At 59.7% G+C, this 26159-nt stretch carries 27 protein-coding genes and 1 pseudogene; 14 read left to right on the top strand and 14 right to left on the bottom strand.

The window, feature by feature from the left end; all coding sequences use genetic code 11:
- The first annotated feature begins 40 nt into the window (after nt 1-40).
- Nucleotides 41-634 carry an RNA 2',3'-cyclic phosphodiesterase gene (gene thpR / locus L904_RS20910; protein ID WP_003523177.1) on the top strand — a complete coding sequence of 198 codons (594 nt, stop codon included), beginning with the start codon at nt 41-43 and terminating at the stop codon, nt 632-634.
- Here the strand turns inward: thpR and L904_RS27270 are convergent.
- A complete protein-coding gene (locus L904_RS27270) occupies nt 568-1047 on the bottom strand; it encodes a low molecular weight protein-tyrosine-phosphatase (RefSeq protein WP_080707323.1) in 480 nt (159 codons plus the stop codon). The genes thpR and L904_RS27270 overlap by 67 nt on opposite strands.
- A 58-nt stretch (nt 1048-1105) precedes the next feature.
- Here L904_RS27270 and L904_RS20900 point away from each other — a divergent pair, with 58 nt between their 5' ends.
- From L904_RS20900 to L904_RS20870, 7 genes are all read left to right on the top strand, one after another.
- Nucleotides 1106-1411: a 4a-hydroxytetrahydrobiopterin dehydratase gene (locus L904_RS20900; protein WP_003505045.1), complete on the top strand. Its 306-nt coding sequence runs from the start codon at nt 1106-1108 to the stop codon at nt 1409-1411.
- A 51-nt stretch (nt 1412-1462) separates the two neighbouring features.
- Nucleotides 1463-1843 carry a YkvA family protein gene (locus L904_RS20895; RefSeq protein ID WP_035263242.1) on the top strand — a complete coding sequence of 127 codons (381 nt, stop codon included), beginning with the start codon at nt 1463-1465 and terminating at the stop codon, nt 1841-1843.
- Between the two features lie 296 nt (nt 1844-2139).
- Nucleotides 2140-2643, top strand: coding sequence for an invasion associated locus B family protein (locus L904_RS20890; RefSeq protein WP_003523183.1), 504 nt, complete (start codon nt 2140-2142; stop codon nt 2641-2643).
- A 266-nt stretch (nt 2644-2909) separates the two neighbouring features.
- Complete coding sequence (gene rlmN / locus L904_RS20885; RefSeq protein ID WP_078052458.1) at nt 2910-4082, top strand: 23S rRNA (adenine(2503)-C(2))-methyltransferase RlmN; 1173 nt, start codon at nt 2910-2912, stop codon at nt 4080-4082.
- Between the two features lie 108 nt (nt 4083-4190).
- Nucleotides 4191-5144 carry an ABC transporter substrate-binding protein gene (locus L904_RS20880; protein WP_020813569.1) on the top strand — a complete coding sequence of 318 codons (954 nt, stop codon included), beginning with the start codon at nt 4191-4193 and terminating at the stop codon, nt 5142-5144.
- 107 nt (nt 5145-5251) lie between these two features.
- On the top strand, nt 5252-6133 hold the full coding sequence (locus tag L904_RS20875) for an ABC transporter permease (RefSeq protein ID WP_003505036.1): 882 nt from the start codon (nt 5252-5254) through the stop codon (nt 6131-6133).
- Nucleotides 6130-6924, top strand: a complete 795-nt coding sequence (locus L904_RS20870) for an ABC transporter ATP-binding protein (protein WP_020813568.1) — start codon at nt 6130-6132, stop codon at nt 6922-6924. The genes L904_RS20875 and L904_RS20870 overlap by 4 nt, the downstream gene beginning before the upstream one ends.
- Nucleotides 6925-7075: 151 nt before the next feature.
- Here the strand turns inward: L904_RS20870 and L904_RS20865 are convergent, their stop codons facing one another.
- The gene (locus tag L904_RS20865; RefSeq protein ID WP_003523192.1) at nt 7076-7723 is read right to left on the bottom strand and encodes a LysE family translocator; all 648 of its coding nucleotides are present in this window, start codon (nt 7721-7723) and stop codon (nt 7076-7078) included.
- A 120-nt stretch (nt 7724-7843) separates the two neighbouring features.
- Nucleotides 7844-8698, bottom strand: coding sequence for an SDR family NAD(P)-dependent oxidoreductase (locus L904_RS20860; RefSeq protein ID WP_031234585.1), 855 nt, complete (start codon nt 8696-8698; stop codon nt 7844-7846).
- A 314-nt stretch (nt 8699-9012) separates the two neighbouring features.
- On the opposite strand from L904_RS20860, the gene L904_RS20855 reads away from it, so the two are divergent.
- Nucleotides 9013-10236, top strand: coding sequence for an argininosuccinate synthase (locus L904_RS20855; protein WP_031234584.1), 1224 nt, complete (start codon nt 9013-9015; stop codon nt 10234-10236).
- 54 nt (nt 10237-10290) lie between these two features.
- Here the strand turns inward: L904_RS20855 and L904_RS20850 are convergent, their stop codons facing one another.
- From L904_RS20850 to L904_RS27915, 3 genes and pseudogenes are all read right to left on the bottom strand, one after another.
- Entirely contained in the window at nt 10291-11487 is a 1197-nt protein-coding gene (locus L904_RS20850) for a multidrug effflux MFS transporter (protein ID WP_020813565.1), read from the bottom strand.
- Between the two features lie 5 nt (nt 11488-11492).
- A pseudogene (locus L904_RS20845) lies at nt 11493-11950 on the bottom strand (MarR family winged helix-turn-helix transcriptional regulator).
- Nucleotides 11908-12135, bottom strand: coding sequence for a hypothetical protein (locus L904_RS27915; RefSeq protein WP_155246314.1), 228 nt, complete (start codon nt 12133-12135; stop codon nt 11908-11910). The pseudogene L904_RS20845 and the gene L904_RS27915 overlap by 43 nt, the downstream one beginning before the upstream one ends.
- Nucleotides 12136-12326: 191 nt before the next feature.
- Here L904_RS27915 and L904_RS20840 point away from each other — a divergent pair, with 191 nt between their 5' ends.
- The 4 genes from L904_RS20840 to ppa all read left to right on the top strand — a co-directional run bounded on the left by L904_RS20840 (nt 12327) and on the right by ppa (nt 17794).
- Nucleotides 12327-14387, top strand: a complete 2061-nt coding sequence (locus L904_RS20840) for a M3 family metallopeptidase (RefSeq protein ID WP_020813562.1) — start codon at nt 12327-12329, stop codon at nt 14385-14387.
- A 162-nt stretch (nt 14388-14549) separates the two neighbouring features.
- A complete protein-coding gene (gene typA / locus L904_RS20835; RefSeq protein ID WP_003523483.1) occupies nt 14550-16370 on the top strand; it encodes a translational GTPase TypA in 1821 nt (606 codons plus the stop codon).
- A gap of 215 nt (nt 16371-16585) precedes the next feature.
- Entirely contained in the window at nt 16586-17092 is a 507-nt protein-coding gene (locus L904_RS20830) for a GNAT family N-acetyltransferase (protein ID WP_003523484.1), read from the top strand.
- Between the two features lie 168 nt (nt 17093-17260).
- Nucleotides 17261-17794 carry an inorganic diphosphatase gene (ppa, locus tag L904_RS20825; RefSeq protein WP_003523485.1) on the top strand — a complete coding sequence of 178 codons (534 nt, stop codon included), beginning with the start codon at nt 17261-17263 and terminating at the stop codon, nt 17792-17794.
- A gap of 105 nt (nt 17795-17899) precedes the next feature.
- Here the strand turns inward: ppa and L904_RS28230 are convergent, their stop codons facing one another.
- Nucleotides 17900-18211: a DUF167 domain-containing protein gene (locus L904_RS28230; RefSeq protein ID WP_031234583.1), complete on the bottom strand. Its 312-nt coding sequence runs from the start codon at nt 18209-18211 to the stop codon at nt 17900-17902.
- Nucleotides 18208-18498 carry a YggT family protein gene (locus tag L904_RS28225; RefSeq protein ID WP_003523487.1) on the bottom strand — a complete coding sequence of 97 codons (291 nt, stop codon included), beginning with the start codon at nt 18496-18498 and terminating at the stop codon, nt 18208-18210. The genes L904_RS28230 and L904_RS28225 overlap by 4 nt, the downstream gene beginning before the upstream one ends.
- A gap of 246 nt (nt 18499-18744) precedes the next feature.
- Here L904_RS28225 and L904_RS20810 point away from each other — a divergent pair, with 246 nt between their 5' ends.
- Nucleotides 18745-19977: an MFS transporter gene (locus L904_RS20810; protein WP_020813559.1), complete on the top strand. Its 1233-nt coding sequence runs from the start codon at nt 18745-18747 to the stop codon at nt 19975-19977.
- Nucleotides 19978-20101: 124 nt separating this feature from the next.
- Here the strand turns inward: L904_RS20810 and L904_RS20805 are convergent, their stop codons facing one another.
- The 6 genes from L904_RS20805 to hemC all read right to left on the bottom strand — a co-directional run bounded on the left by L904_RS20805 (nt 20102) and on the right by hemC (nt 26146).
- On the bottom strand, nt 20102-20833 hold the full coding sequence (locus L904_RS20805; RefSeq protein ID WP_003523491.1) for a glutamine amidotransferase: 732 nt from the start codon (nt 20831-20833) through the stop codon (nt 20102-20104).
- Nucleotides 20823-21311, bottom strand: coding sequence for a TerB family tellurite resistance protein (locus tag L904_RS20800; protein WP_020813557.1), 489 nt, complete (start codon nt 21309-21311; stop codon nt 20823-20825). Before L904_RS20800 ends, L904_RS20805 begins: the two co-directional genes overlap by 11 nt.
- 14 nt (nt 21312-21325) lie before the next feature.
- Nucleotides 21326-22942 (bottom strand): heme biosynthesis protein HemY, encoded by a 1617-nt coding sequence (locus L904_RS20795; RefSeq protein ID WP_020813556.1) that lies wholly within the window; start codon nt 22940-22942, stop codon nt 21326-21328.
- A gap of 4 nt (nt 22943-22946) precedes the next feature.
- Entirely contained in the window at nt 22947-24398 is a 1452-nt protein-coding gene (locus L904_RS20790; RefSeq protein ID WP_035262456.1) for a COG4223 family protein, read from the bottom strand.
- 73 nt (nt 24399-24471) lie between these two features.
- The gene (locus L904_RS20785; RefSeq protein WP_035262459.1) at nt 24472-25212 is read right to left on the bottom strand and encodes a uroporphyrinogen-III synthase; all 741 of its coding nucleotides are present in this window, start codon (nt 25210-25212) and stop codon (nt 24472-24474) included.
- A 4-nt stretch (nt 25213-25216) separates the two neighbouring features.
- Nucleotides 25217-26146, bottom strand: coding sequence for a hydroxymethylbilane synthase (hemC, locus tag L904_RS20780; RefSeq protein WP_035262460.1), 930 nt, complete (start codon nt 26144-26146; stop codon nt 25217-25219).
- Between the last annotated feature and the right edge of the window lie 13 nt (nt 26147-26159).

Raw genomic sequence — 26159 nt, 5'->3', positions numbered from 1 at the left:
TCGCTATGCTTGTTCTGCCAAGAGATTCGGGGAGCTCGCCATGCCGAGACTGTTTACCGCCCTCGAAATTCCGCGCAATGCGGCTATGAGCCTCTCATTGTTGCGCGGTGGTCTGCCGGGAGCCCGGTGGATCGATGTGGAGAATTATCACATAACCCTGCGTTTTATCGGTGACATCGACGGGCGGACCGCCGATGAGGTCGTGGACAGGCTGGACCGGATCGAAAGGCCGGAATTCCAGCTCAGTCTCACCGGTATGGGGTCCTTCGGTTCCAAGAAACCGCATTCCATCTGGGCCGGGGTTTCTCCCTCTCCGGAAATGCATGCGCTTCAGGCGGAAATCGAGCGGATCTGCCAAAGGATCGGTCTCCCACCCGATCCGCGCAAGTTCATGCCGCATGTCACGCTGGCGCGGTTGCGCTCCTCCCGCGTCGACGATGTGGTGCAGTATCTTTCCGGACGCGGCAACTTCCGCACCTCGCCCTTCACGGTCGGCCGTTTCGTGCTGATGTCGTCGAAGGAATCGGTGGGCGGCGGACCCTATATCGTTGAAGAGGCGTTTCCGCTTCACGAGGCGCGGTCCAGCTCCATCTTTTCGAGCAACGATCTGCATCCTGCCAAGAGCATGTTGTAGACCTTGAGGAACCCATCCTCGGCCCCGTAATAGGGATCGGGGACGTTCTCGCGGCGGCCAGTGGCATAGTCCATGAAGAGATGGATCTTGTGCCGCTGCCTTTCCGGGCTCGATTGCAGCAGGTTCGCCAGATTGTTTTCGTCCATGGCGAGTATCAGGTCGAAGGTCTCGAAATCCGCAGGGGTGACCTGTCTCGCCCGCTGCCGGGAAATATCGACGCCATGCCGTCGCGCCATGGCGATGGATCGGGGATCGGGCGCATCACCCGCGTGCCAGCCGCCAGTGCCGGCGGAATCGACGGTAAGCCGATCAGACATGGCCGCGCCGTCGGCAAGGTGTCTCAAAACCCCTTCGGCCAGCGGTGAACGGCAGATATTGCCCATGCAGACAAAAAGAATAGCTGTATGTTTCATGGAATATGCGTCGATCCGGTCGTTGAAGCGTTAATGGGTCTCAAGCGGAGGCAAGTTCATGAAATATCCCAGACTCGAGCCGGACGCCATCCGGCAGGCCCTGTCGAAACTCGAGGGCTGGTCCCTGCGCGAAGATGGGGCGGCAATCGTCCGTTCCTTCAAGTTTTCAAGTTTTGCGGAAGCCTTCGGTTTCATGGCCGAATCCGCACTTGTCGCGGAAAGGCTCAATCACCATCCCGAATGGTCCAATGTCTATTCGCGGGTCAAGGTCTGCCTTACCACCCATGATTCGCAGGGTGTGACGGAGCGGGATTTTCTTCTGGCCGAGGCCATGCAGAAGGCGGCTGCGGGTCGAAGCAATTGAACGGCGGACCTTAAATCCCATATAATAGCCGTGACCGGAGGACCGTCGATCATGGATGATGTGAAAATCGGTGAAATTCTTCTGCCGGGTGAAACCGACAGGCAGCAGGAGCGCGAGACTGTGGTGCGGGCGAAATTCTGGCCCAAGCTGAAGCGCGTTATGTCGAAGGTGCCTTTCGCACGCGATGCGGCGGCTGCCTATTATTGCGCGATCGACCGCGATACGCCGCTGCGCGCCAAGGGTATCATTCTGGCGGCGCTCGCCTATTTCATCATGCCGATGGATGCGATGCCGGATGTGCTGGCCGTTATCGGATTCACCGATGATATTGCCGTCATCACGGCGGCGCTCGCCATGATCCGCGCCCATATCAAGATGGAGCATTACGAGGCGGCTGACGCCATGCTGAAACGGCAGCAGGAAGCCGGGTAACGCCTCTGTGATCTGCCTGTTCGGGTGAGCCAGACGGGCGACAAATTCTTGCCTGAATTTATGTGTCATACACACGGAGGAAGGGTGTTTCGCGCCCTTCTCCTCAGGGCGTCGGGAGTCGCCAATCTGTAACACCGCAAGACGTTTCCGGCATTTTATGCGTGTTGTTGACGGTTTGGTAACCGCTTCCCGACCACAATGAGAAAAGACGATCCGCACCTGAACGTGGCCGATCCAGAAACTGGGCTCGCCGATGCTTCGGGCCAATGGAAGACAATAACCCGGCAGGAAATTCTATGTTTGTAAGAAGTGTAGCAACCGCAGCGGCCATTTTGCTGACCAGCGTCGGCGTAGCATCTGCACAGTCGCCCACGCGCATCCAGCAGTTCAATGCATGGGGTGCCTATTCGTACAAATCGGGCAACAGCACCGTCTGCTACGTTCTTTCCATTCCGACCGCCAAGGAACCGGCAAGCGTCGATCACGGCGATATCTTCTTCATCGTCTCGCAGCGTCCGGGCCAGAACATTTCCTATGAGCCGCAGGCCATGGTGGGTTATCCGCTGAAGCAGGGCTCCAAGGTCAATGTGACGATCGACAACAAGAACTTCGTCATGTTCACCAAGGACAAGGCCGCCTGGGTTGAAAACGCCGCTGAAGAACCGGCGCTCGTTGCCGCCATGAAGGGCGGCAAGTCGATGACCGTCAAGGCAGTTTCCGGCCGTGGCACCGCGACCTCCTATTCCTATTCGCTGTCGGGTATTTCGGCGGCTCTCAAGCAGATCGAGAGCTGCAAGTAACCCTTACGCTTTATTGCATTCAACGATGGCCGGTCATTGACCGGCCATTTGCGTTTTTGCTTGTTTGATGCTAAAGGCGCGGCAACATTGACAGGCGGATGCGCGAAAAGTGCTCCGCCTTTGATTTTCTCGACATGCAGACGATTTTCCGCCTATCCGAAAGGCTGGTCGTGCGATGCATGGAATGGTGGGATAGCGTAATGTCCGTAATGCAAGCCCCTGCCGGCCTGGCAGTCAAAACCCCGCTGATCGCCAATAGCGATCTGATGTCCGGCAAGCCGTCGCTGATCGGCCTGACGCGTGAGGACATGGGCGAGGCGCTGGCCGAAATCGGCGTGCCGCAGAAGCAGGTGAAGATGCGCGTCAGCCAGTTGTGGAACTGGCTTTATGTGCGCGGCGTCTCCGATTTCGATAATATGACCAATGTCGCCAAGGAGCTTCGCGAGAAGCTGAAGGCGGCCTTCACCATTGCCCGCCCGGAAATCGTCGAAGAGCAGATCTCCAATGACGGTACCCGCAAATGGCTGATGCGGTTCCCGCCGCGCGGTGCGGGACGTCCGGTCGAAATCGAGACGGTCTATATTCCCGAAGAGGGTCGCGGCACGCTGTGCATTTCGAGCCAGGTGGGCTGTTCGCTGACCTGTTCCTTCTGTCACACCGGCACCCAGCGCCTCGTGCGCAACCTGACGGCTGAGGAAATTCTCTCCCAGCTTCTGCTGGCCCGTGATCGGCTCGGTGATTTTCCCGATGGTTCGACGCCGGTTGGCGCTTATGTGCCGAGCGAAGGCCGCAAGGTTTCCAACATCGTGATGATGGGCATGGGCGAGCCGCTCTATAATTTCGAGCATGTGAAGACCGCACTTCTGATTGCCACCGATGGCGATGGCCTGTCGCTCTCCAAGCGTCGCGTCACGCTCTCTACCTCGGGTGTTGTGCCGGAAATCTTCCGCACCGGCGATGAGATCGGCGTCATGCTGGCGATTTCGCTGCATGCGGTGCGTGACGAGTTGCGCGACATGCTGGTGCCGATCAACAAGAAATATCCGCTGAAGGAACTGATCGAGGCCTGCCGTAAATATCCGGGCCTCTCCAACGCCCGCCGCATTACCTTCGAATATGTGATGCTGAAGGATGTGAATGACAGTCTGGAAGACGCCAAGATGCTGGTGCAGCTTCTGAAGGGCGTTCCGGCCAAGATCAACCTCATTCCGTTCAACCCATGGCCGGGCACGAACTATCAGTGCTCGGACTGGGCGCAGATCGAGAAGTTCGCCGATTTCATCAATCAGGCGGGTTATGCTTCGCCGATCCGCACGCCGCGCGGTCGCGATATTCTCGCTGCCTGCGGCCAGCTGAAGTCGGAATCGGAGCGCATGCGCAAGACCGAAAGGTTGGCTTTCGAGGCGATGATGATCGCCAACCATGGCGCGGATGACTGAATAAGCCGCAATTGCCGCCTGAAAGCTTGTTTTGCAGCGGTCTCCGATTGATTTCGGGCTGTCTTGTTCCTAAGAAGACGAAAACAGGGAACCAACAGGAGGATATCCATGCGCGCATTCGTTCTGGCTCTCGCTGCCGCGAGCGCCCTCGTTCTGCCGGCCAAGGCTGAAAACGTCACCGTTGCCGTCACCGCCATCGTCGAACATCCGGCGCTCGATGCTGCCCGTGATGGCGTCAAGGCCGCGCTTGCCGAAGCCGGTTACAAGGAAGGCGAGAACCTCAAGTTCCTTTATGAGTCCGCGCAGGGCAATCCCGGCACCGCGGCGCAGATCGCGCGCCAGTTCGTGGGCGATGCGCCGAACGTCATCGTGCCGATCTCGACGCCGTCCGCCCAGGCCGTCGTTGCCGCCACGCGCGACATTCCGGTCGTCTTCACGGCGGTTTCCGATCCGGTCGGCGCACAGCTCGTCAAGGACATGCAAAAGCCCGGCCGCAACGTGACCGGCCTTTCCGACATGCTGCCGGTTGGCGAACATCTGGCGCTCATCAAGGAAATCTCCCCGAACGCCAAGTCCATCGGCTTCATCTACAATTCGGCCGAGGCCAACTCCGTTTCGACGCTGGCCCTCTTAAAGGCCGAAGCCGAGAAGGCGGGTCTCAAGGTTGTTGAATCCGTCGCCACCAAGTCCGCAGAAGTGCAGGGCGCAACCCGCGCGCTGGTCGGCAAGGCCGATGTGATCTACGTTCCGACCGACAACACCATCGTTTCCGCCTTCGAAGCGGCTGCCGGCGTTGCATCCGAGGCCAAGATCCCGCTTTACGCCGCCGATACGGATTCCGTCGCCCGCGGTGCGGTTGCTGCCCTCGGCTTCAACTATTTCGACGTTGGCAAGCAGACCGGCGCCGTCGTCGTCCGCATCCTCAAGGGTGAAAAGCCGGGCGATATTCCGGCAACCGTTGCTGTCGGCACTGATCTGGTGATCAACAAGAAGGCCGCCGAAAAAGCTGGCGTTACCTTCCCGGAAAGCATCACCAAGCGCGCCACCAAGGTCATCGACTGAACCGAAACCAGACTGAATAACGGGCGGCGGCAAATTCGCCGCCCGTTTTACGTGGCACGAGACGGTGCCCGTCTCCGCCTGATGGCGGCAATAACAAGGACATTACCGTGAGCCAAATCGCCTTCTGGGGTGCCGTGGAGCTGGGACTGGTCTTCGCTTTCGTGGCGATCGGCGTTTATCTCGCTTTCCGGGTGCTTGATTTTCCTGACCTGACCGTGGACGGTTCGTTTCCGCTCGGCGCCGCCGTGGCTGCCGTGCTGATCATCGCCGGTCTGAATGCCTGGGTTGCGACAGCGATTGCGATGGTGGCCGGTGCCGCCGCCGGCATCGTGACCGCGACGCTCAACGTTCGTTTCAAGATCCTCAACCTGCTTGCCTCGATCCTGACGATGATCGCGTTGTTTTCCGTCAATCTGCGCGTGATGGGAAAGCCGAATGTGGCGCTGCTCAATCAGGATACGATGATCTCGCCGTTTTACGGCCTCGGCTTGTCGGAATATCTGGTGCGGCCGCTTTTCGTCGGCGCGCTGGTGCTGATCGCGGTCATCCTCGTCTGGCGTTTCCTTGAAAGCGATGCGGGCCTTGCCATGCGCGCGACGGGTGCGAATGCCCGGATGGCGCGGGCGCAGGGCGTGAAGACCGGCAACCAGATCTACCTCGGCATGGCGCTTTCGAATGCGCTGGTCGCTCTCGGCGGCGCGCTGTTTGCGCAGACCAACGGCTTTGCAGATGTGACCTCCGGTGTCGGCACCATCGTCGTCGGCCTTGCCGCCGTCATCATCGGCGAAACTCTGTTCGGCGCGCGTGGCATTCTGATTGCGCTGATCGGCTGTGTCTTCGGCTCCATCGCCTATCGTCTCGCCATCCAGCTCGCTTTGTCGAGCGATGTGCTGGGCCTCAAGGCGTCCGATCTCAATTTCGTAACGGCGGTATTGGTGGCAATCGCATTGATCCTGCCCCGACTCCGTCGCGGGGGAGCAACATCGTGATTTCTCTTTCCGATATCCAGGTCGTCTTCGGGCGCGGCACGCCGCTGCAGAAGCAGGCGCTCTCCAAGATCGATCTCACCATCGACGATGGCTCCTTCGTCACCGTCATCGGTTCCAATGGCGCCGGTAAATCGACGCTGCTCGGCGTTCTGGCGGGCGATGTCCTGCCGACGGCGGGCAAGGTGATGATCGGCGGCGCTGATGTTACCCGCAAACCGACCGCCAGCCGGGCGGGACGGGTGGCGCGCGTGTTTCAGGACCCGCTGGCGGGCAGCTGCGGCGCGCTCACCATCGAGGAAAATCTGGCGCTGGCGGCGTCGCGCGGCGAGCGTCGCGGCCTTCTGCCGGCGCTTGGACGCGGCCGTCGGGATTTCTTCAAGGAGCGCATCGCCTCGCTCAATCTCGGGCTGGAAAATCGTCTGAAGGACCGCATGGACCTTCTGTCCGGCGGCCAGAGGCAGGCGGTCTCGCTCGTCATGGCGACGCTGTCCGGCTCGGACGTGCTGCTGCTCGACGAACATACGGCGGCGCTCGATCCCGGCATGGCGGAATTCGTGATGGAGCTGACCCGCAAGGTGGTGGCTGAGCGCAAGCTGACGACGCTGATGGTCACCCATTCCATGCGTCAGGCGCTGGATTACGGCACCCGCACAATCATGCTGCATGCCGGCGAAATCGTGCTCGACGTCTCCGGTGACAGCCGTAAGGATCTCGAGGTCGAGGACCTGATCGACATGTTCCGCAAGATACGCGGCCAGAAGCTCGACGATGATGAGTTGCTGATCGGTTGATAACGTCTCCTCCGTTCATGCTCGGGCTTGTCCCGAGCATCTGCAACCGATTGATTTTGCGATACGTGATTAGATCCTCGGGACAGGCCCGAGGATGACGTCGCGTCTCTGTGGCGGTTTATCAGCAAACGGCATGCTTTTTTATTTGCCGTCAGCGCGCCTGCGTGAAGAAAATCTTGACGGCGAAAAGCGAAAAGACGCCGGCGATCGTATAATCCAGTCCGCGCAGAATTTTCCGGTTGCGTTGCAGCCAGGCTGAAAGAACATCTGCGGCGATCACGATGCCAATGCCGATCGGCAGCGCGACGATGATCGACCATATGCCGAGGAAGATCAGCTTGCCGGTTACATGCGGGTCGGATGCACTGACGAATTGCGGCAGGAAGGTCATGAAAAAGATGATGATCTTCGGGTTCAGCAGGTTGACCCAGATGCCGTTCAACAGCGCCGATTTCAGGGAGGACTGCGCTTTTTCGCCGGTGCTTTTCACCATCACGAAATCCGAGCCCTTGCGGATCGCCTGAATAGCGAGCCAGACCAGATAGGCGGCCCCGCCGGTCTTCAGGATCATGAAAGCGGTCGGCGAAGCGACGATGAGGGCGGCAACGCCGAAGGCGACGAGCATCGTGTGCACGGTAATGCCGATATTGGTTCCCAGAAGCGTCATGAAACCCGCCGTCCGGCCCTCGCGCAGAGAGCGGCTGATCCACAGCGTCATGTCAGGCCCCGGCGTCACCGCCAGAAGCAGAATGGCGATGGTGAAGGCGATCAATGTTGGCAGGCCTGGAACGAAATCCATCGCGGCACCCGTAAAATCTGGAGGTTGCCGTGCTTAACGCGATTTCGCGCTTCTGCCAATGTTTTTGAGCGCTGGCGCGAAAAGCCGCCGCAATGCTCACATCGCGGCGGCCCCGAACATTCAGTTTTTCAGGAAGCTGGTGAAGGCGGCGGAATATTCCGTGTGCCAGCGCGACAGCGGAGGGCGGTTCTGGACGATGTCATAGGCCGCCCAGAGAATGCGCTTTTCATCCGTCGGGCGATCCACCTCGCCATCCGGGCAGAGAATGTAGAAATCGCCCCGGCCGATGCTTTCGACCATGAAGTCGACGGTCTGTTCGCCGGTCCATGCGCCTTCCGGCTTTTCCGTTCTGCCATGGGCGGTGAGGCCGGTGAAAACGTAACCGGGGATCAGCAGATGGGCGGAAACCGAGCCGTTCGGAATATTGCGCAATTCGTGCTGAAGCGCTTCCGTGAAGGTTTTGACGCCGGACTTCGAGACGTTGTAGGCGGGATCGCCGGGAGGTGTGGTGATACCCTGTTTCGAGCCGGTATTGATGATGAGCGCCGGCTCGCCATGGGCGATCATGCCCTGGCCGAAAACACGGCTGCCGTTCACGACGCCCATCAGATTGACGTTGATGATTTTTTCCCAATTGGCCTGCGGGCCGAAAATGGCGCTGCCGGGCTGGATGCCGGCATTGTTCATCAGGACGTGAACGCGTCCGAAACGCTGGATCACGGCGCGCTCCAGCGCCTCCAGTTCATCGAGTTTGGATATGTCGGTCGGGATGGCGACGATCTGCGCTTCGCCGTCCTTGGCGACGGCCAGAATATCCGCATGGGCTGCGGCAAGCCTGTCGCCGTCGAGATCGACGAGCACGACACTCATGCCGAAACCGGCGAATTTGCGGGCGGCGGCAAGTCCGATGCCGGATGCCGCACCGGTGATGACAGCGACATTATCTTCCTTGAATGCGGGGTGGATGGTCGTCATAGGTTTCTCCTTCGCGTCGTTTCGGCTGTTTCCAGCGGTTTGCAACGTTGCCTGAACCTGAGTGGCTTCATTCACGGTCTTCAAGTCGATCGCGCCGCTTATGATAAAGCGCGAATTTTCATAATGCATGTGACAATTGCTTCGTTCCCATCGATGCGCCCGGTCATCGCCCGCTGTCGTACCCGCCCATCAATTGTTTTGTCGCTTATCTCACGGAAAAGCGCTTCACACATTTCGGGTTGCACTGTAAAAGTGCCGAAATCCCAAGGAAATGGCGGTGTCCCAATGCCGTCATCATGCAGATGGACATCACTATGGCACTTCCGAAAGACGTTAAGAAAGTCGTTCTCGCCTATTCCGGCGGCCTCGACACCTCGATCATCCTGAAATGGCTTCAGACGGAACTCGGCGCGGAGGTCGTGACCTTCACCGCCGATCTCGGCCAGGGCGAAGAACTTGAGCCGGCGCGCAAGAAGGCCGAGATGCTGGGCATCAAGGAAATCTTCATCGAGGACGTCCGCGAAGAGTTCGTGCGTGATTTCGTATTCCCGATGTTCCGCGCCAACGCCGTTTATGAAGGCGTCTATCTGCTCGGCACTTCCATTGCCCGTCCGCTTATTTCCAAGCACCTGATCGAAATCGCCAAGAAGACCGGCGCCGACGCCATTGCCCATGGCGCCACCGGCAAGGGCAACGACCAGGTCCGTTTCGAGCTTTCGGCCTATGCGCTGAACCCGGATATCAAGATCATCGCTCCCTGGCGCGACTGGACGTTCAAGAGCCGTACCGACCTCTTGAACTTCGCCGAACAGCACCAGATTCCGGTTGCCAAGGACAAGAAGGGCGAGGCGCCTTTCTCGGTCGACGCCAACCTGCTGCATTCCTCCTCCGAGGGCAAGGTTCTGGAAGACCCGGCACTGGAAGCACCGGAATATGTGCATATGCGCACCATTTCCCCGGAAGCCGCTCCAGACAAGGCAACCGTCATCAAGGTCGGTTTCCGCAAGGGCGATGCCTGCTCCATCAACGGCGTCGAAATGTCGCCGGCGACGCTTCTTGCGACGTTGAACAACTATGGCCGCGAAAACGGCATCGGCCGTCTCGATCTGGTCGAGAACCGCTTCGTCGGCATGAAGTCGCGCGGCGTTTACGAGACGCCCGGCGGCACCATCCTGCTTGCCGCGCACCGCGCCATCGAATCCATCACGCTTGACCGGGGTGCAGCCCACCTCAAGGACGAGCTGATGCCGCGTTACGCCGAGCTCATCTATTACGGCTTCTGGTTCTCGCCAGAGCGCGAAATGCTGCAGGCGCTGATCGACAAGAGCCAGGAACATGTGGAAGGCGAAGTGACGCTGAAGCTCTACAAGGGCAATGTCATGGTAACCGGCCGCGAGAGCGCCAAGTCGCTCTATTCCGACGCGCTGGTTACCTTCGAGGACGACCACGGCGCTTATGACCAGAAGGATGCGGCAGGCTTCATCAAGCTCAACGCGCTGCGTCTTCGCACGCTCGCAAAGCGCAATATCAGCAAGTAATTCTGCCGGAATGAAAATAATGAAACCCGCTGGCGGCGACGCCGGCGGGTTTTTTCATGTCTCTCGTCTGGAGACGATGCGGAAGCCGATGTAGCTGGCGATTGCGGTGAGTTCCATCACGGGGATGATGATGCCGAAGCCGGTCAAAGGCGAACCGATAAGCGAGGCTGCGGAACCGCCTGCAAAACCCGACCCCATCTGAATGAACCCCATCATCGCCGATGCCGAGCCGGCAATATGCGGGAATGGTGCGAGGGCCGCCGTCACCATGGATGGCGTCAATAAGGCGATGCCGACTGTTGCCACCGCCACGGGTCCCATAATCGAAAGAAAGGATGGCGGTATCAGGAACACCGACAGCAGGATGAGGAGACCGCCCGTTCCCGAAAAACAGAGGCCGAGGACAACCGAACGGCGGTCACCCAGCCGCGGTGCGATATAACGCAGGGCGATGGAGCCGAAGAAATAAGCGCCGGTCTGCATCAGCATGCCGATGCCGAAGGCGGTGGGTGTCATGCCGACCTTGTTGATGAGGATGAAGGTCAGCATGGTCGCCTGCGCATAAAGCGCGCCGATGGAACCGCCGAGCACCAGTGCGGCCAGAAGAAAACGCGGCTCGGTGAGCAATGTCCCATAGGCCGACAGGAGGCGGCGCGGGCGGATCAGGTTTTTGTCCGGGATCGTCGTCTCGCGCAGGAAGACCACGACGGAGAAGATGGCGATGGCCCCGAGGCCGGCCATGAGGAAAAATACCGATTGCCACCCGAAAGCCGCAAGCGAAAGCCCGCCGATGGTCGGGCCCATGGCTGGGCCGACGGCCAGCATGATGCCAATGAGGTTCATGATGCTGGAGGCTTCGGCGCCCGTGAATTGATCGCGTACGATGGCGCGCGCCACCGTCATGCCGACGGAGGCGCCAATGCCCTGAACAAGCCGGGCGAAGAGCAGCACTTCAATTGTTGGGGCGAAGATCGCCAGCAGTCCGCCGCCCAGAAAGATGGAGAGGAAAACGAGACTCGCCTTTCGCCGACCGAAGGCGTCGGATGCCGGGCCCGCGAGCAGTTGGGCGATGGCGAAACCGGCGAAATAAAGCGAGAGGCTGAGTTTGACGGCAGATTCCGTGGTGGAGAAAACCCGCGTCAGTTCCGGCATGGCCGGTGTGTAGATCGCCATGGAAATCGGCGCCAGCGCCGTCAGCAACGCACCGAGTATGGCCGTGCGCTTTCTGGACATGATCGTTTCTGGCGACATTGCGATCAGCAGCTCTGGCCCGGCTGTTCCGGCTGGAGATTGTTGCGAAGCGTCTGCAGGAAGCTGCGGAAAAGCGCGACCTCCTCTTCATTCAGGCCCTGCGTGGCATGCCGCACGAGTTCATCGATTTCCTGGCGCACGGCTTCCAGCATGTCGGTGGAGTTTTTTGTCAGCACGATGCGCTTGGAGCGCCTGTCCTGCGGGTCCTGCTGGCGTTCGATGAGATCGAGAGATTGCAGCTTGTCGAGATAGGCGCAGATCGTCATGGGCTCGATGCCGAGCCGGGCGGCGATATCCGACTGTTTGCTGCCATCAACGACGGCAACCGTCAGCAATGCGCGCGCTTCCCCGGGCGTCAGGCCCAGTCCGGCTTCAGAAATTCGGCGCTCAAACGCGCTGTTAGCAGGCGTGCGCCGCTGTTCAGTAAAAATGCCAACGAGTCTTTTTCGCGTTTAGTGCCCATGCTTCGCCTTTTCGTAAGTCAGCCTTACTAAAATCCCGGCGATAATCAATGGCGCATAAATCATATTGTTGAAAATCGAGTAAAGTATGTGTCAGTTCGATTGCGTTACGGTCGGCAACATAATCGATGATTGTTACGCCAAAGCAAAGAAGATCGGACATCCCGCGTTTTATTTCATCTGCCATGCCGGTCCGTATCGTCGGTCAAGTCCCTTACATAGGTCACCTGCCATCGGTATCCGGCGTCTGTGCCGGCAGTCGGGGCAAAAGCAAAAATCAGGTCGTAGCCAATCTTCCTTACACCAAAGTCCGGCATTGAATTGCCGGTGGAGGCGTGCCCATATGGGCTTAAACCGGAATTGTACAAGGAAGATGAAATGCCATCCAAGACCGCGCTTTATCCCGCACTCGTTGACTGGAACGGCCACAATGGTCTGCCGAAATTCGATGCGGTCAGGGATGAGGATTTCGCTCCGGCCTTCGATGCCGCCCTTCTGTCCCACGAACAGGAAATCGATGCGATTGCCGGCAATGCTGAGACCCCGAGCTTCGAAAACACCGTGACCGCGCTCGAAATCGCCGGAGACGATCTTTCGCGCATTTCGGCGCTGTTCTGGAACAGGGCGGGCGCCAATACCAATGGTGTGATCCAGGCGCTGGAGCGGGAGATCGCACCGAAACTGTCGCGGCACTATTCGAAGATCGGCATGAACGAAGCGTTGTTCAAGCGCATCGATACATTGTGGGAAAAGCGCGGAACGCTTGGGCTGACGGGTGAGGAGAGCCGCGTTCTCGAGCGGCACTGGAAGGGTTTCGTGCGCTCCGGCGCCAAGCTGCCGAAGGACCGGCAGGAACGGCTGGCGGCGATCAATGAGGAACTTGCCGGTCTCGGCGCGAGATTCGGGCAGAATGTGCTGGCGGATGAAAAGAACTGGAAGCTTCTGCTTTCCACGGAAGAGGAACTTGCCGGTGTTCCCGGTTTTCTTCGCGACGCGATGGCGGGTGCGGCCCGTGAGCATGGCGAGGACGGCAAATTTGCCGTCACCCTTTCCCGTTCCATCATCGAGCCTTTCCTCACCTTTTCCGAACGCCGCGATCTGCGCGAGCAGGCCTTCAGGGCCTGGGTGGCGCGCGGCGAAAATGGCGGCGAGACCGACAATCGCGAGATCGTCCACCGCACGCTCGAACTGCGTGAGGAGAAGGCAAAGCTTCTCGGCTACGCGAATTTCGCCGCCTACAAGCTTGATGACACGATGGCGAAGACGCCGGATGCCGTGAACGGCCTTCTGGGGCAGGTCTGGGAAAAGGCCGTGCGCCGTGCGGGCGAGGAAGAGGCCGAACTGGCCGCCATCATCGCCGAGGAGGGCAGGAATCACGAAGTGCTGCCCTGGGACTGGCGGCATTATGCCGAAAAGTTGCGGGCACGGAAATTCAGCTTCTCCGAGGCGGAGTTGAAGCCCTATCTGCAGCTCGAAAAGATCATCGAGGCCTGCTTCGATGTGGCCGGGCGGTTGTTTGGGATTCGGGCGGTCGAAGTCAAAGGCATTGCCGCCTATCACCCGGATGTGCGGGTTTTCGAAATCCGCGATGAAAAGGGCGATTTGAAAGCCATGTTCCTCGGCGATTATTTCGCCCGTCCCTCCAAGCGCTCCGGCGCGTGGATGAGCTCTTTCCAGTCGCAGCACAAGCTGCCCTTGAAGAACGGCACGGTCGGAGAAATCCCGATCATCTACAATGTCTGCAATTTCGCCAAACCGGCTGAAGGCAAACCGGCGCTGCTTTCGCTCGACGATGCGCGCACGCTGTTTCACGAATTCGGCCACGCGCTGCATGGCATGTTGTCGAATGTCACTTACCCTTCCGTTTCCGGAACGGGCGTCTCGCGCGATTTCGTCGAATTGCCGTCGCAGCTTTACGAACATTGGCTGACCGTGCCGGAAATTCTGGAAAAATACGCCCTGCATTATGACACAGGCGCGCCGATGCCGAAGGCGCTGCTGGACAAGGTTCTGGCCGCGCAGACCTTCAATGCCGGGTTCAGCACGGTGGAATTCACCTCGTCGGCGATTGTCGACATGGCGTTCCACACGCGGGAAAACGTGAGCGATCCAATGGTCGTGCAGGGTGAGGTGCTCTCCACCCTGAACATGCCGAAGTCTATCGTCATGCGGCATGCGACCCCGCATTTCCAGCACGTTTTCTCCGGTGACGGATATTCAGCCGGCTATTATTCCTACATGTGGTCGGAAGTGCTGGATGCCGATGCCTTTTCGGCCTTCGAGGAAACTGGCAACCCCTTCGATGGCGAGATGGCGCGCAAGTTGAAAGACAATATCTATTCCGTCGGCGGTTCCATCGATCCGGAGGAGGCCTATCTTGCTTTTCGTGGCAAGATGCCAAGCCCGGATGCCATGCTTTTGAAGCGTGGCCTCGTGTAAGAGTTCGGTATAAAAGACTGTCATATTTCTGAGCTAGAACCTGAGTGCAGGGGGCTTATGACAAGGCCCCCCTTTCGCATTTGCAAAAAAAAGGTTATGAGCGCGCCAAACTAAATTGGCGTTTCTCATCAATATAGCGCCCAACCTCAGAGATTTTGAACAATGGCACTTCGCAACATCGCGATCATCGCGCACGTTGACCATGGAAAAACGACGCTCGTGGACGAGCTTCTGAAGCAGTCCGGCTCGTTCCGCGACAACCAGCGTGTCGCCGAGCGCGTGATGGATAGCAACGATCTCGAAAAGGAACGTGGCATCACCATTCTCGCCAAGGCGACTTCGGTGGAGTGGAAGGGTGTCCGCATCAACATCGTCGACACCCCCGGCCACGCCGACTTCGGCGGTGAAGTCGAGCGTATCCTGTCGATGGTGGATGGCGCAATCGTTCTGGTCGACTCCTCGGAAGGCCCGATGCCGCAGACCAAGTTCGTGGTCAGCAAGGCGCTGAAGGTCGGTCTTCGCCCGATCGTCGCGATCAACAAGATCGACCGTCCGGATGGCCGCCACGAAGAAGTCATCAACGAAGTCTTCGACCTCTTCGCAAACCTCGATGCCACCGATGAGCAGCTCGACTTCCCGATCCTCTACGGTTCCGGTCGTGACGGCTGGATGAACGTCAACCCGGAAGGCCCGAAGGATCAGGGTCTTGCGCCGCTGCTCGATCTGGTTCTCGAACATGTTCCGGAGCCCAAGGTTGAAGAAGGTCCGTTCCGCCTGATCGGCACCATCCTTGAAGCCAACAACTTCCTCGGCCGCATCATCACCGGTCGCATCGCTTCCGGCTCCATCAAGCCTAACCAGGCCGTGAAGGTTCTCGGCCAGGACGGCAAGGTTATTGAAAACGGCCGTATTTCCAAGATCCTCGCATTCCGCGGCATTGAGCGCACGTCGATCGAAGAAGCCCATGCGGGCGACATCGTCGCCATTGCAGGCCTCTCCAAGGGAACTGTTGCCGACACCTTCTGTGACCCCTCCGTCACCGAGGCGATGACCGCGCAGCCGATCGACCCGCCGACCGTTACCATGTCGTTCATCGTCAACGACAGCCCGCTGGCTGGCACTGAAGGCGACAAGGTCACGAGCCGCGTTATCCGTGACCGCCTGTTCAAGGAAGCCGAAGGCAACGTTGCGCTGAAGATCGAAGAAGCCGAAGGCAAGGATTCGTTCTTCGTTTCCGGCCGTGGCGAATTGCAGCTGGCGGTTCTGATCGAAACCATGCGTCGCGAAGGCTTCGAGCTTGCCGTTTCGCGTCCGCGCGTCGTGATGCACAAGGATGAGAACGGCACCCTGCTCGAGCCGATCGAAGAAGTCGTGATCGACGTTGATGAAGAACATTCCGGCGTCGTCGTCCAGAAGATGTCCGAGCGCAAGGCTGAAATGGCCGAGCTTCGTCCTTCCGGCGGCAATCGCGTTCGTCTGAAGTTCTATGCGCCGACCCGTGGCCTGATCGGTTACCAGTCGGAGCTTTTGACCGACACCCGCGGTACGGCGATCATGAACCGTCTCTTCCACGATTATCAGCCCTTCAAGGGCCAGATTGCCGGCCGCGTGAACGGCGTTCTGCTGTCGAACGGTTCGGGTGAAGCTGTCGCTTATGCCATGTTCAACCTGGAAGATCGCGGCCCGATGATCATCGAGCCGGGTGAGAAGGTCTATGCCGGTATGATCATCGGTATTCACTCTCGCGATAACGATCTCGAAGTGAACGTGCTGAAGGGCAAGCAGCTGACCAACATCCGCGCTGCCGGCAAGGATGAAGCCGTGAAGCTGACGCCGCCGATCCGCATGACGCTCGATCGCGCGCTCTCCTGGATTCAGGACGATGAGCTGATGGAAGTGACGCCGAAGTCCATCCGTCTGCGCAAGATGTTCCTGGACGCCAACGATCGCAAGCGTTTTGAAAAGGCCAAGCTCGCTGTCTGATTGCGGCTTGTCGTTACGAATTTGAAAGAACCCGGCCTCGAGCCGGGTTTTTTTATGCGTTCGTTTTTATGTGTGCATGAGTCGAAAGGCGCTTTGCCAAAGGTTAAGGATGCGTTAATTTTTATCGGTCGTCCACATGAATAGGCTGTGGGTAAGCTTGCCGGCGTTAACCTTTATGACTGGTAAGTTTGCGTGGCCGGGGCCAGAATCGCGTTATGAAAACGTTATCCATCGATGTTCGCCGTGCTGAACCGCATGATGCGCGCGCCATCTCCGAGGCGCACCGTCTGTCGTGGCAACAGGCCTATGCTGGGCTTATCCCGCATCGGCCGTTGACGCAGATGCTCGAGCGTCGTGGAGAAGTCTGGTGGAAAAAGGCAACCAAAGGCTCCGCAACCATGCTGGTGGTGGAGGTGGCCGGTGTGGTCGCCGGATATGCGACACTGGGCCTCAGCCGGGCACGCGGGCTGCCGCAGGACGGCGAGATATACGAACTGTATCTCCGGCCGGAATATCAGGGCATCGGGCTTGGCTCGCTGCTGTTTACGGAAGCGCGCAGACTGCTGACCTCGCTTGGCTGCAACGGCATCGTTGTCTGGTGCCTTGAAGACAGCGATGTGGCCAACCGCTTTTTCCGCTCTCACGGTGGCCGCGATATCGCCGAAGGCATGGAAGATTTCGACGGCAAGTCGCTTCGCAAGGTCGGTTTCGTCTGGAACTGACAAACAATGCCGGGTGATTTGGCCTTGGGTTCATTCTCCCGGCCGGCCATGCGCAAATGCGATAGCCTCAAATCCCGCATTCTGCCTTATCCGCCCAAAGCCATGTTGCAATGCGGCGACTTTCCCAGTATCGAAAACCAAATCCAACCCGTCGAATGAGGGAAGCGAATGCGTATCGATGCAATTTCCGTAGGCAAGAATCCGCCGGATGACGTGAATGTCATCGTTGAAGTGCCGGTCGGTGGACACCCGATCAAGTACGAGATGGACAAGGATGCCGGTGCGCTGATCGTCGATCGCTTCCTCTACACGCCGATGACCTATCCGGGTAACTATGGTTTCGTGCCGCACACCCTGTCCGACGATGGCGATCCGATCGACGTTCTCATCTGCAACACCCGCCCGCTGGTTCCGGGCTGCGTCATCAATGTCCGCCCCATCGGTGTGATGATCATGGAAGATGACGGCGGCAAGGACGAGAAGATCCTCGCCGTGCCGGTTCCGAAGCTGACGCGCCGTTACGACAAGGTCCACAACTACACCGACCTGCCGGAAATCACGCTGAAGCAGATCGAGCACTTCTTCGAGCACTACAAGGATCTGGAGCCCGGCAAGTGGGTGAAGATGGGCGGCTGGCAGGATGTCGACGTCGCCAAGAAGCTGATCGTCGAAGCCATCGAGCGCTACAAGGCGCAGGGCTGATCTAAAGCATGTCTCCCAAAAGTGTGCAGCGGTTTTGGGACTAAGACATGCTTAAAAACAAAGATCTAAAGCGCGTCGCATGAATCAGATTAGACGCGATGCGCTTTAGTTTTCGAGCTTCTTGAATAGCTCTTCGAAATCCTCCGGGTCGGTGTCGATCCGGAGGATTTTTTTGCGCGCCGTTTCGCCTGAAACGAAGCTGATGGAGGATTTCGGCAGGCCGAGTTTTTTCGCCAGCAAAACAATCAGGGCCTTGTTGGCCTTGCCGCCTTCCGGCACGGCGCTGACGCGGGCTCTGAGATGCGCGTTTCCCTCCGCATCCTTTTCCACGCCGTCGATGGCGTCCCGCCCGCCATTCGGTGTGAGGCGGACGGTCAGGCGGACATGGTCGCTATGCTTCTGCCAGCAGCCGCTCAAGCGACCATCGGGTAAAGCGTGTTCCACATGAAGGAGCGGATGAAGAAGATGATCAAGAGCACGATGATCGGCGAAATGTCGATGCCGCCGAGATTGGGCAGAATGCGGCGGATGGGGCGCAGAACCGGTTCCGTGACATTGAACAGAAAGCTGCCGATGGCGTTCACGAACTGGTTGCGGGAATTGATGACGTTGAAGGCGTAAAGCCAGGAAAAAATAGCGCTGGCGATCAGCACCCACGTATAGAGGTTCAAGGCCAGATCGATGGTCTGAAACAGGGCAAGCATCAATATCTCCGTATCTTGGTTGCAAGACATTTAGACATTGAACCGTGAACCGGCAAGTGTCGCGCCGGATCGTAATGATCTTTGGTCTGATCGGCCGGCGATCATCGCAATCTGGTTCATGGCTTTGTAGAGGGATTTCAGACGAAAACCGCTCACACTTTTCGTCATCCCGCTGGTGAGGGCTGGCGATTCCCGTGATATCGCTCTATTGCAAAGCTCTCATATTGTCTCGCGAGCACCCAGCCGATGTCCCTCCCTTCCGCCGAAAACCGTTTCGGTGCATTCCGGCATAGTTCCTATCGCCGCTTTTTCAGTGCCCGGTTTTTTTCCGCTTTCGCCATCCAGATCGTCAGCGTCTCGGTCGGCTGGCAGATGTATGAGGTGACCGGCAACGCCTTTTATCTCGGCCTGATCGGTCTTTTCCAGTTTCTGCCGTCCCTGCTTCTGATCCTCGTCACCGGAACGGTCGCCGACCGGCACAATCGTCGGCGCATCATGGCCATATGCCTGCTGATTGCGGCGCTGTGCGCTGCCGCTCTTCTGGGTCTTACGCTGACGCACAGCTTTTCCCCCTGGCCGGTCTTCGCCATTCTTGTCGTCTTCGGCATAGAGCGCGCCTTTATGGGACCGGCGGTTCAGTCGCTGGCGCCCAATCTCGTGCCGGTGGAGGATTTGCCGAACGCCATCGCCTGGAATTCCTCTTCGTGGCAGATGGCGTCCATTCTCGGTCCCGTTGCCGGCGGCCTGCTTTATGGCCTCGGTGCTTCCGTCGCCTATAGCGTGGCGCTCGTGCTTTTCATCGTGTCCGCAGCGCTTGCGGTGACGATCCGCAAGCCGGAACAACGCGGCCCGGCAAAAGCCATCAGTCTCGAAACCATGCTCGCCGGGTTCAAATTCATCGCGCAGGAAAAAATCGTTCTCGGTGCGATCTCGCTCGATCTTTTCGCGGTGCTGCTGGGCGGCGCGGTGGCGCTGATGCCGATTTTTGCCAAGGAAGTGCTGACGCTCGGGCCATGGGGTCTCGGGCTTCTGCGGGCAGCACCCGGCATCGGGGCCATCACCGTTGCGGTCATTCTGGCGTTCAAGCCCATTCGTCACCATGCCGGTCTGCTGATGTTTACCGGCGTCGGCCTCTTCGGCATCTCCACCGTGGTCTTCGGGCTTTCGCAAACCGCGTGGCTGTCTATCGCCGCGTTGGTGGTCATGGGCGCATCCGACATGGTGTCGGTTTATGTGCGCGAGACCCTGATCGCGCTGTGGACGCCGGATGAGGTGCGCGGGCGCGTGAATGCCGTGAACATGGTGTTCGTCGGCGCATCGAACGAGTTGGGTGAGTTCCGCGCCGGCACCATGGCGCATGTCGTCGGGGCCGTGCCGGCCGTTGTCATCGGCGGGGCGGGCACGCTTGCTGTGGCGGTTATCTGGGCGCTCAGCTTTTCAAAGCTGCGCAGAATCGACAATCTGGACGCGCCGAACTGATGGCGATGGGCATTAGGTCATGATGATTTTAGGTCGAATCGACCCAAAATCATCATGATCTAAATCAAAAAGTTGAGACGCGGGATTTCAGGCGAAAACCGCTTACACTTTTCGCCATCCCGCGCTAGCGCTGCGCCTTGCCTTCAAAAACCAGATCGAGGAAATTGCCGAGCCATGCCCTGAGCGGCGTGTCGAACAGCATGCGGCCTTCCAGATGCTGGCTGCCCACCTGCGCATTGGGCATGCCGAAGCGCTGCGCGCCGCGCACCACCCAGCTATGCATCATGGCGCGGGTCAGTTCGGCGTGAAACTGCAGGCCCCAGGCATTCTTTCCATAGCGATAGGCCTGATTGGGATAGGTCTCGCCCGAGGCCAGAAGTTCGGCTCCGCGGGGCAGCTCGAACCCTTCCTTGTGGAAATGATAGACCATCTTCGGCCAATGCGGCATCAGAAGGCGCCCATGTTCGGTGGCATGAAGCGGATACCAGCCGATCTCCACCTTGCCTTCCCTGTCGGCCTCCACCTTGCCGCCGAGATGTTTGGACAGCATCTGCGCGCCGAGACAGATGCCGAGAAAGGGCTTGTTTTCCTTCAGTGGCACCTTCAGCCAGTCTATTTCGGCTTTGACGTAGTCATGAGAATCGTTGGCGCTCATCGGGCCGCCGAAGATGATGGCGCCTGCGTGTTTCTCCAGCGTTTGCGGCAGGTCGTCGCCGAGTGCAGGGCGCCTTATATCCAGACGATACCCTTTTTCCACCAGCATCTGGCCGACGCGGCCGGGCGTGGAACGTTCCTGATGCAGGACGATGAGCAGCGATGGTTGTTTTCTCTGTTGCCTGGAAGGGTCAAACAGCATCGTCTTCGTTTTCGCTTTCTTCAGCGGGCCCGGACCTCGTGGCGGCCTGCTGACGTTGCAGAACCCTGTCGCGCACGGATACACCAAGCAGGTCGGCGACTCGCCAGATCACATGGTCTTCCATTTCGCTTCGTTCGCCGTCAGCGTAAACAATATCCCATAATATGCCAATAAGCTCCACGCGCTGATCTTCATCGAGATGGCGGCGTATATCGGTGGTGAAGCGGTAATAATCGACGGCTTCCTTGCCGGCCTCCTGGCCGGCGGCGAGAAGCGCGTCCAGCTTGCCGGCATCGAGATGGTAATAGTCCTGCAGGATTTCGCGCAGGCGGTCGCGCTCGCTTTTCGAGACGGTGCCATCCGCTTCCATGACCTGGAAACAGAGGGCGGCCACCGCCACCCTCAGATCGTCCGGGCTAAAATCATCCCCATGCGGGCCGACGAGGTTCTGAATAAACGACTGTATTTGCTGGAACATCGATATCCTGTTCGTCAGAAGAGTTTGAGCCGGGTCTTGGGTTCGGCTTCCACGCCGGGTTTCTTGACGCCCGGATCATCCGGCGCGCCGCCGAAAAACGGCACGGCTTCCGCCTTTTCATCCGTAACATCGGTTTCCACTGGCGCTTCGATTGTGACCGGCTTTTTCTCCTGCGGGACCGATACGGCCGGCTTGACCTCGATCGGTGCGACCGGGGCGGGTTTCGGTTCGGCGCGTGTCTCCGGCGCGGCTTCGACAATGATCGTTTTCGCGGCCGGTTCGGCCCGTGCGGGCGCTGCGGCAATCGCGTTTTCGATTGTCAGGTCTTCGACGGGCGCTTCGAGCTGGCCGAAAGGCGCTTTCCATTCGAAAGCATCGAGACGGCCGGTGACCGGCGAGACCGGCAGCCATTTTTCCGAAACGACGCCGTCTGCCACCCAGGCGGGGTCGCGCGGCGCGCGCAGCGCCTGCGCCATCCAGTAGCGCACACGGCCCTGATCGCCGGTTTCGGCCTCCTCTATATCGGCCATCAGCAAGAAGATGCTCTCGCGCGGTTCGATCCGGGCGGCGGCTTCGGCCTTGGCCCGCGCCTTGGCGAATTCCTTGGCGTCGAGCGCTGCCTGCGCCACGGCGAACAGGGATTCGATGTTGTTGGGCTTCAGGCTCTCAAGCCGCTCAGCCCGTTTCAGCCGGTCTATGGCGGTATCGCCGCTGCGTGCGCGGACATAAAGTTCGGCGATCTGCGGGTGCGGATCGTTCTTCCAGACGGGCTCCAGAACCGTGGCTGCCTTGCGCAGATTGTCTTCCCGGAGATAGGATTTCGCCGCGATCAGCGCTGCCGGAACGAGGCTCTTGGCAAGCTTGAGAGCGTGCTTGGCATCCTCGCGCGCGCCAACCGGATCGCTTTCCAGCTTTTCGCCGGCCTTGGCGGTAAGAAGCACTGCTTTCAGACGTTCCGCCTCGCCGCGTTCGATGACGCCGGCCGCCTTCTGCTGGTCGAGCAGGCGGATGGCATCGTCCCACTGTCCGTTGCGGCAGCGGTTTTCCAGCGTCGCCTGCGCGGCCCAGGGCAGATAGGGAGCCTTCTCCGCTGCATCCTCGGCATATTGCTGGGCGGCTTCATAGGCGCCCTGACGGCGGGCCTCGATATAAAGGCCGCGAAGGCCAAGTTCGCGTGTCTCGGGATCGCGGGCCATGGCTTCGAATTTGCGCCGTGCCTCGTCATATTTGCCTTCGATGAGATCGGCCTGCGCATCGAGCAGATGGATCAGCGGCTCCTGATCGGCGCTGAGCAACCCTTGAGTGCGGGCCGTCATCTTGCGGGCGAGGATCGCATTGCCGGCCCCGGCAGCGATGAGCCCGGTGGAGAGCGCCTGATAACCACGGTCGCGCTTGCGGGCACGAAAATAACGCCGGGCGGCATTGGGCGAGGTCCAGATGGCATTGACGATCCACCAGACCAACATGACGGTGGCGACCAGCGCCGCGATGATGGAGGCGGCGACCATCAAGCTCATTTCGATCAGCTGGCCCTGCCAGACGATGGAGAGCACACCCGGCCTGTCGGCCAGCCAGGAGAAACCGAAGCCGAGAGCCAGAACGATAACGGCGAAAGTCAGAATTCTGGTCATGCCCTTACCCCTGCCTGCCGGTGCTGGTGATGGCGCGGTTCAACGTGCCGCCCACCAGATTCTCGACCTCGATGCGCGCATCCAGCGATTTCTTGTAATCGGCGGATGCCGTCTTGGCGGCATCGGGAAGCCCGTTCCACTCAAGCGCCGCGCCCTGCAGATCGCCGTTGCGCAGCTTGTTTTCCATGCGCGCGATCTGGGCTTCTGGGGTCTCGCCCTCGATATTTCCGACAGGGCGCACCTTCACCAGCGAAAAGGCGCTTTCGGTCAGGCGTTCCATGATGCCCTGATTGGGGTCTGGCTGGTTGATCGCGGAAAGCATCGCATTGGCGACGTCAGGGAATTTCTGCATCAGTTCCGAACGTGACAGCACACCGGTTGCGGCGAAGGATTGCAGCGATGTGATGGCCGGATCGTCGGGCGTTACCTTGGATAGCGTGTCGAGTTCTGTCAGGAATGGCCCCCCGCGATCGATCGCGGCCTTCAGCGCGGCGGAAGCGATGGCGCGGGCGACTTCAATATCGTCGCGCGGCTCGTTGATCTTGGCTTCCGCATCCGCAAGACGGCGTGTCAGTTCCGCCGTCGCCGATGCCTGTGCGGATCGCTCCGACTGGAAGGTGGATTCCAGCGCGGCGATTTTTTCCGACAGCCCATCCACCTGCGGGGCCTCACCCTTTGCGCCTTCGAGGGTTGCGATACGCTGTTCCAGCGCCGAGGTGTCGGCGGCTGGCGCGTTGGCAAGCTGCTGCCGCAAGCTGCCGAGATCGGTTTTCAGTGCGGCGATTTCCTCACTTCCCGCCCTGCCTGCATTGAAGGAGGGCAGGATCCCGGCATATTGCATGCTGCCGGCGGCGGCGAGCGCCACAAGGCCGCCGACGATACCTGCCGCGATCAGGCCGGAGGTCGCCGCCTGTTTGCGCTCCGCCTGCTGCGGTGTGGAGGGCTTTGCCGGTCCTGAGGAGGAGGTCGCCGTCGATGGTTTTGCAGCGGTGGCGCCGCTGGATGCGCTGGAGGACGCTGTGGAGCCGAAGGCCGGCTTCGTAGCAGCTGCTGCAGCCGCAGCCGCGCTCGTGTCAGTGGTGCCCGTCGACGGTTTTGTATCGGCTTTGGGCGAAACGGGGGCCGGCGAGACGGGCTCTTTCTGCGTGTCTGCGGGGCTCTCAGTCTTCGGTGCCGTGGCTACGGATTCCGCTTTGCCGACATTGGGTTCGGGCTCGATAGGGGTTTTCTTGGGCTGGTCCCAGATGGGGGCGGGGTTACCCGTTGCGGCTGCTTCGGGCTTTGTCTCCGAAACACCCGACTCTGCGGTGGCCTCAGGTGTTTTGTCACCGGGCTTTTCGTCCGTCTTGGCAGCGTCCACGTCGGCGGAAATTGCTTTCACGTCTTTGGCGTCCAGGTCGATGGTGACCGGTTCGGCTTTGGACTTGGAGTGGCGTGGCGGCTTTCCCGATACCATGACAACCTCATTTCTGCCTGCAGTAATCTAAACCTAGTCAGTGACGGCGGCAAAGGAAAGAGGCGAGCTCGAATTAGGTTCCAGAGTTATGGTGTAGAAGTTCAAACATCGCGGCCTCGCTCGGTTCTTCGGCGGCCTTGGCGTTTGCGCGGAAGATTTCCGGAACGAGAGAAAACACGTTGCGGCTGATGCAGATGAATTGTGTCGTTGCCAGCGCCGCCACGTATTTTTCCGTCGATACGTGATGAAAAAAGGACCGCGCCGCTTCCGATGAATAGAGCAGGACCACATCGGCAGCGCTTTCGACAAGCGCCGTCTCTAGCATCGTCTCCGAAATGTCGGAGGGCAGCATCTCGTAACAATCCACCGTTCTGAAGGGAATGCCGGCGGCGGCAAGGCCTTCCGCGAAGACGGCGCCACGGGGCCTGCCAGCGAGATAGAGCAGGGGCTCTTCTTCGGAAAATAGAGTCCGGTGCTCAGTCACCAGCGCGGTCAGACTCACGGCGTCGCCGGAGGCGGTGAAAATCTGTTCGAAGCCGGTTTTTTCCGCCGCTTCCGCCGTTGCTCCGCCGACGGCGAAAAGCGGTTTTGACAGATAGGGAGCCAGCCCGTCCCGTGATGTTTCCAGCGCCCGCAGCGCCTCGGCGCTGGTCACCGCGATGGCCGCCAGCGGGGCGGATAGCGCAGAGACGGCGCGTTCGCCATGATGGGCGGGATAAAACAGCGGAAGAAGCACCGGCGCATGGCCAAGCGCTTCAAGCTTTGCGGCCGTCCTTTCGCCCGAACGCTGCGGCCGGGTGACGACGATCCGCATCGGCTCAGCTCCAGCCTTCGAAGAAATTGCTGCCGGCCTTGGCGCGCACGTCTTCGCCGGCCTGCCGGCCGAGCTTTGCCGCATCGCGGCGGTTGCCGGAGGCTTCGATGCCGTGGCTCGTCTGGCCATCGGGGGTGAGGATCAGGCCGGAAAAATGCAATTCCTGGCCATCGCAGGTGGCGTAGCCGGCAATCGGCGTGCGACAGGAACCATCGAGTGCTGCCAGAAAGGCGCGCTCGCAGGTCACGGCATCATGAGTGGGCCTGTCGTTTATGGGAGCGAGCAGTTCGTCCATGCGCGTATCGCCGATGCGGCTTTCCACGCCGATTGCGCCCTGGGCTGGAGCAGGAGGGAATTCCTTCGGGTCGAGAATTTCCGTCGGAACATTGTCCTTACCAAGTCTCTTCAGACCGGCAAAGGCGAGAAGCGTCGCATCCGCCTGGCCTTCCTCCAGCTTACGCAGGCGGGTATCGACCTGACCGCGAAAAATGATGACGCTCAGATCCGGCCGCAGGCGGCGGATCAGCGCCTGGCGGCGCAGGGATGCGGAACCGACCACGGCGCCCTGCGGCAACTCCAGCAGCTTCGGTGCGGTGCGGCCGATGAAGGCGTCGCGTATGTCTTCGCGCGGCAGGAAAGCGGACAGATAGAGGCCTTCGGGCAGAACGGTCGGCATGTCCTTGGAGGAATGCACGGCCATATCGAGTTCGCCGGACAAAAGCTGGCTTTCCAGCTCCTCTGTGAAGAGGCCCTTGCCGCCGATTTCCGACAAAGCGCGGTCGGTTATCCGGTCGCCCTTGGTGGACAGCACGACGATTTCGAACATTTCTTCCGGCAGGCCATGCGCCGCCATCAGCCGGTTGCGCGTCTCGTAAGCCTGCGCGAGCGCCAGCGGGCTGCCGCGCGTGCCGATTCGGAAAGGTTTTGTTTGCATCCGCGTCTATCCA

It is taken from the genome of Agrobacterium sp. LY4 (genome assembly GCF_001526585.1).
Lineage (GTDB): Bacteria > Pseudomonadota > Alphaproteobacteria > Rhizobiales > Rhizobiaceae > Agrobacterium > Agrobacterium leguminum.
Note: the sequence above shows the minus strand (reverse complement) of the source record. Positions and strands in the feature narration are given on the sequence as shown.

What these genes read in the sequence shown, in the direction of transcription:
- L904_RS20790 (WP_035262456.1), bottom strand. Translation starts at nt 24,398, where the DNA reads ATGGTATCGGGAAAGCCGCCACGCCACTCCAAGTCCAAAGCCGAACCG.
- L904_RS20900 (WP_003505045.1), top strand. Translation starts at nt 1,106, where the DNA reads ATGAAATATCCCAGACTCGAGCCGGACGCCATCCGGCAGGCCCTGTCG.
- rlmN (WP_078052458.1), top strand. Translation starts at nt 2,910, where the DNA reads ATGTCCGGCAAGCCGTCGCTGATCGGCCTGACGCGTGAGGACATGGGC.
- L904_RS20840 (WP_020813562.1), top strand. Translation starts at nt 12,327, where the DNA reads ATGCCATCCAAGACCGCGCTTTATCCCGCACTCGTTGACTGGAACGGC.
- L904_RS20895 (WP_035263242.1), top strand. Translation starts at nt 1,463, where the DNA reads ATGGATGATGTGAAAATCGGTGAAATTCTTCTGCCGGGTGAAACCGAC.
- ppa (WP_003523485.1), top strand. Translation starts at nt 17,261, where the DNA reads ATGCGTATCGATGCAATTTCCGTAGGCAAGAATCCGCCGGATGACGTG.
- L904_RS20805 (WP_003523491.1), bottom strand. Translation starts at nt 20,833, where the DNA reads ATGCTGTTTGACCCTTCCAGGCAACAGAGAAAACAACCATCGCTGCTC.
- L904_RS20865 (WP_003523192.1), bottom strand. Translation starts at nt 7,723, where the DNA reads ATGGATTTCGTTCCAGGCCTGCCAACATTGATCGCCTTCACCATCGCC.
- L904_RS20795 (WP_020813556.1), bottom strand. Translation starts at nt 22,942, where the DNA reads ATGACCAGAATTCTGACTTTCGCCGTTATCGTTCTGGCTCTCGGCTTC.
- L904_RS28225 (WP_003523487.1), bottom strand. Translation starts at nt 18,498, where the DNA reads ATGCTTGCCCTGTTTCAGACCATCGATCTGGCCTTGAACCTCTATACG.
- L904_RS27915 (WP_155246314.1), bottom strand. Translation starts at nt 12,135, where the DNA reads ATGGCAGATGAAATAAAACGCGGGATGTCCGATCTTCTTTGCTTTGGC.
- L904_RS20890 (WP_003523183.1), top strand. Translation starts at nt 2,140, where the DNA reads ATGTTTGTAAGAAGTGTAGCAACCGCAGCGGCCATTTTGCTGACCAGC.
- L904_RS20850 (WP_020813565.1), bottom strand. Translation starts at nt 11,487, where the DNA reads ATGTCGCCAGAAACGATCATGTCCAGAAAGCGCACGGCCATACTCGGT.
- typA (WP_003523483.1), top strand. Translation starts at nt 14,550, where the DNA reads ATGGCACTTCGCAACATCGCGATCATCGCGCACGTTGACCATGGAAAA.
- L904_RS20810 (WP_020813559.1), top strand. Translation starts at nt 18,745, where the DNA reads ATGTCCCTCCCTTCCGCCGAAAACCGTTTCGGTGCATTCCGGCATAGT.
- L904_RS27270 (WP_080707323.1), bottom strand. Translation starts at nt 1,047, where the DNA reads ATGAAACATACAGCTATTCTTTTTGTCTGCATGGGCAATATCTGCCGT.
- thpR (WP_003523177.1), top strand. Translation starts at nt 41, where the DNA reads ATGCCGAGACTGTTTACCGCCCTCGAAATTCCGCGCAATGCGGCTATG.
- L904_RS20855 (WP_031234584.1), top strand. Translation starts at nt 9,013, where the DNA reads ATGGCACTTCCGAAAGACGTTAAGAAAGTCGTTCTCGCCTATTCCGGC.
- L904_RS20860 (WP_031234585.1), bottom strand. Translation starts at nt 8,698, where the DNA reads ATGACGACCATCCACCCCGCATTCAAGGAAGATAATGTCGCTGTCATC.
- hemC (WP_035262460.1), bottom strand. Translation starts at nt 26,146, where the DNA reads ATGCAAACAAAACCTTTCCGAATCGGCACGCGCGGCAGCCCGCTGGCG.
- L904_RS20785 (WP_035262459.1), bottom strand. Translation starts at nt 25,212, where the DNA reads ATGCGGATCGTCGTCACCCGGCCGCAGCGTTCGGGCGAAAGGACGGCC.
- L904_RS20880 (WP_020813569.1), top strand. Translation starts at nt 4,191, where the DNA reads ATGCGCGCATTCGTTCTGGCTCTCGCTGCCGCGAGCGCCCTCGTTCTG.
- L904_RS20830 (WP_003523484.1), top strand. Translation starts at nt 16,586, where the DNA reads ATGAAAACGTTATCCATCGATGTTCGCCGTGCTGAACCGCATGATGCG.
- L904_RS20800 (WP_020813557.1), bottom strand. Translation starts at nt 21,311, where the DNA reads ATGTTCCAGCAAATACAGTCGTTTATTCAGAACCTCGTCGGCCCGCAT.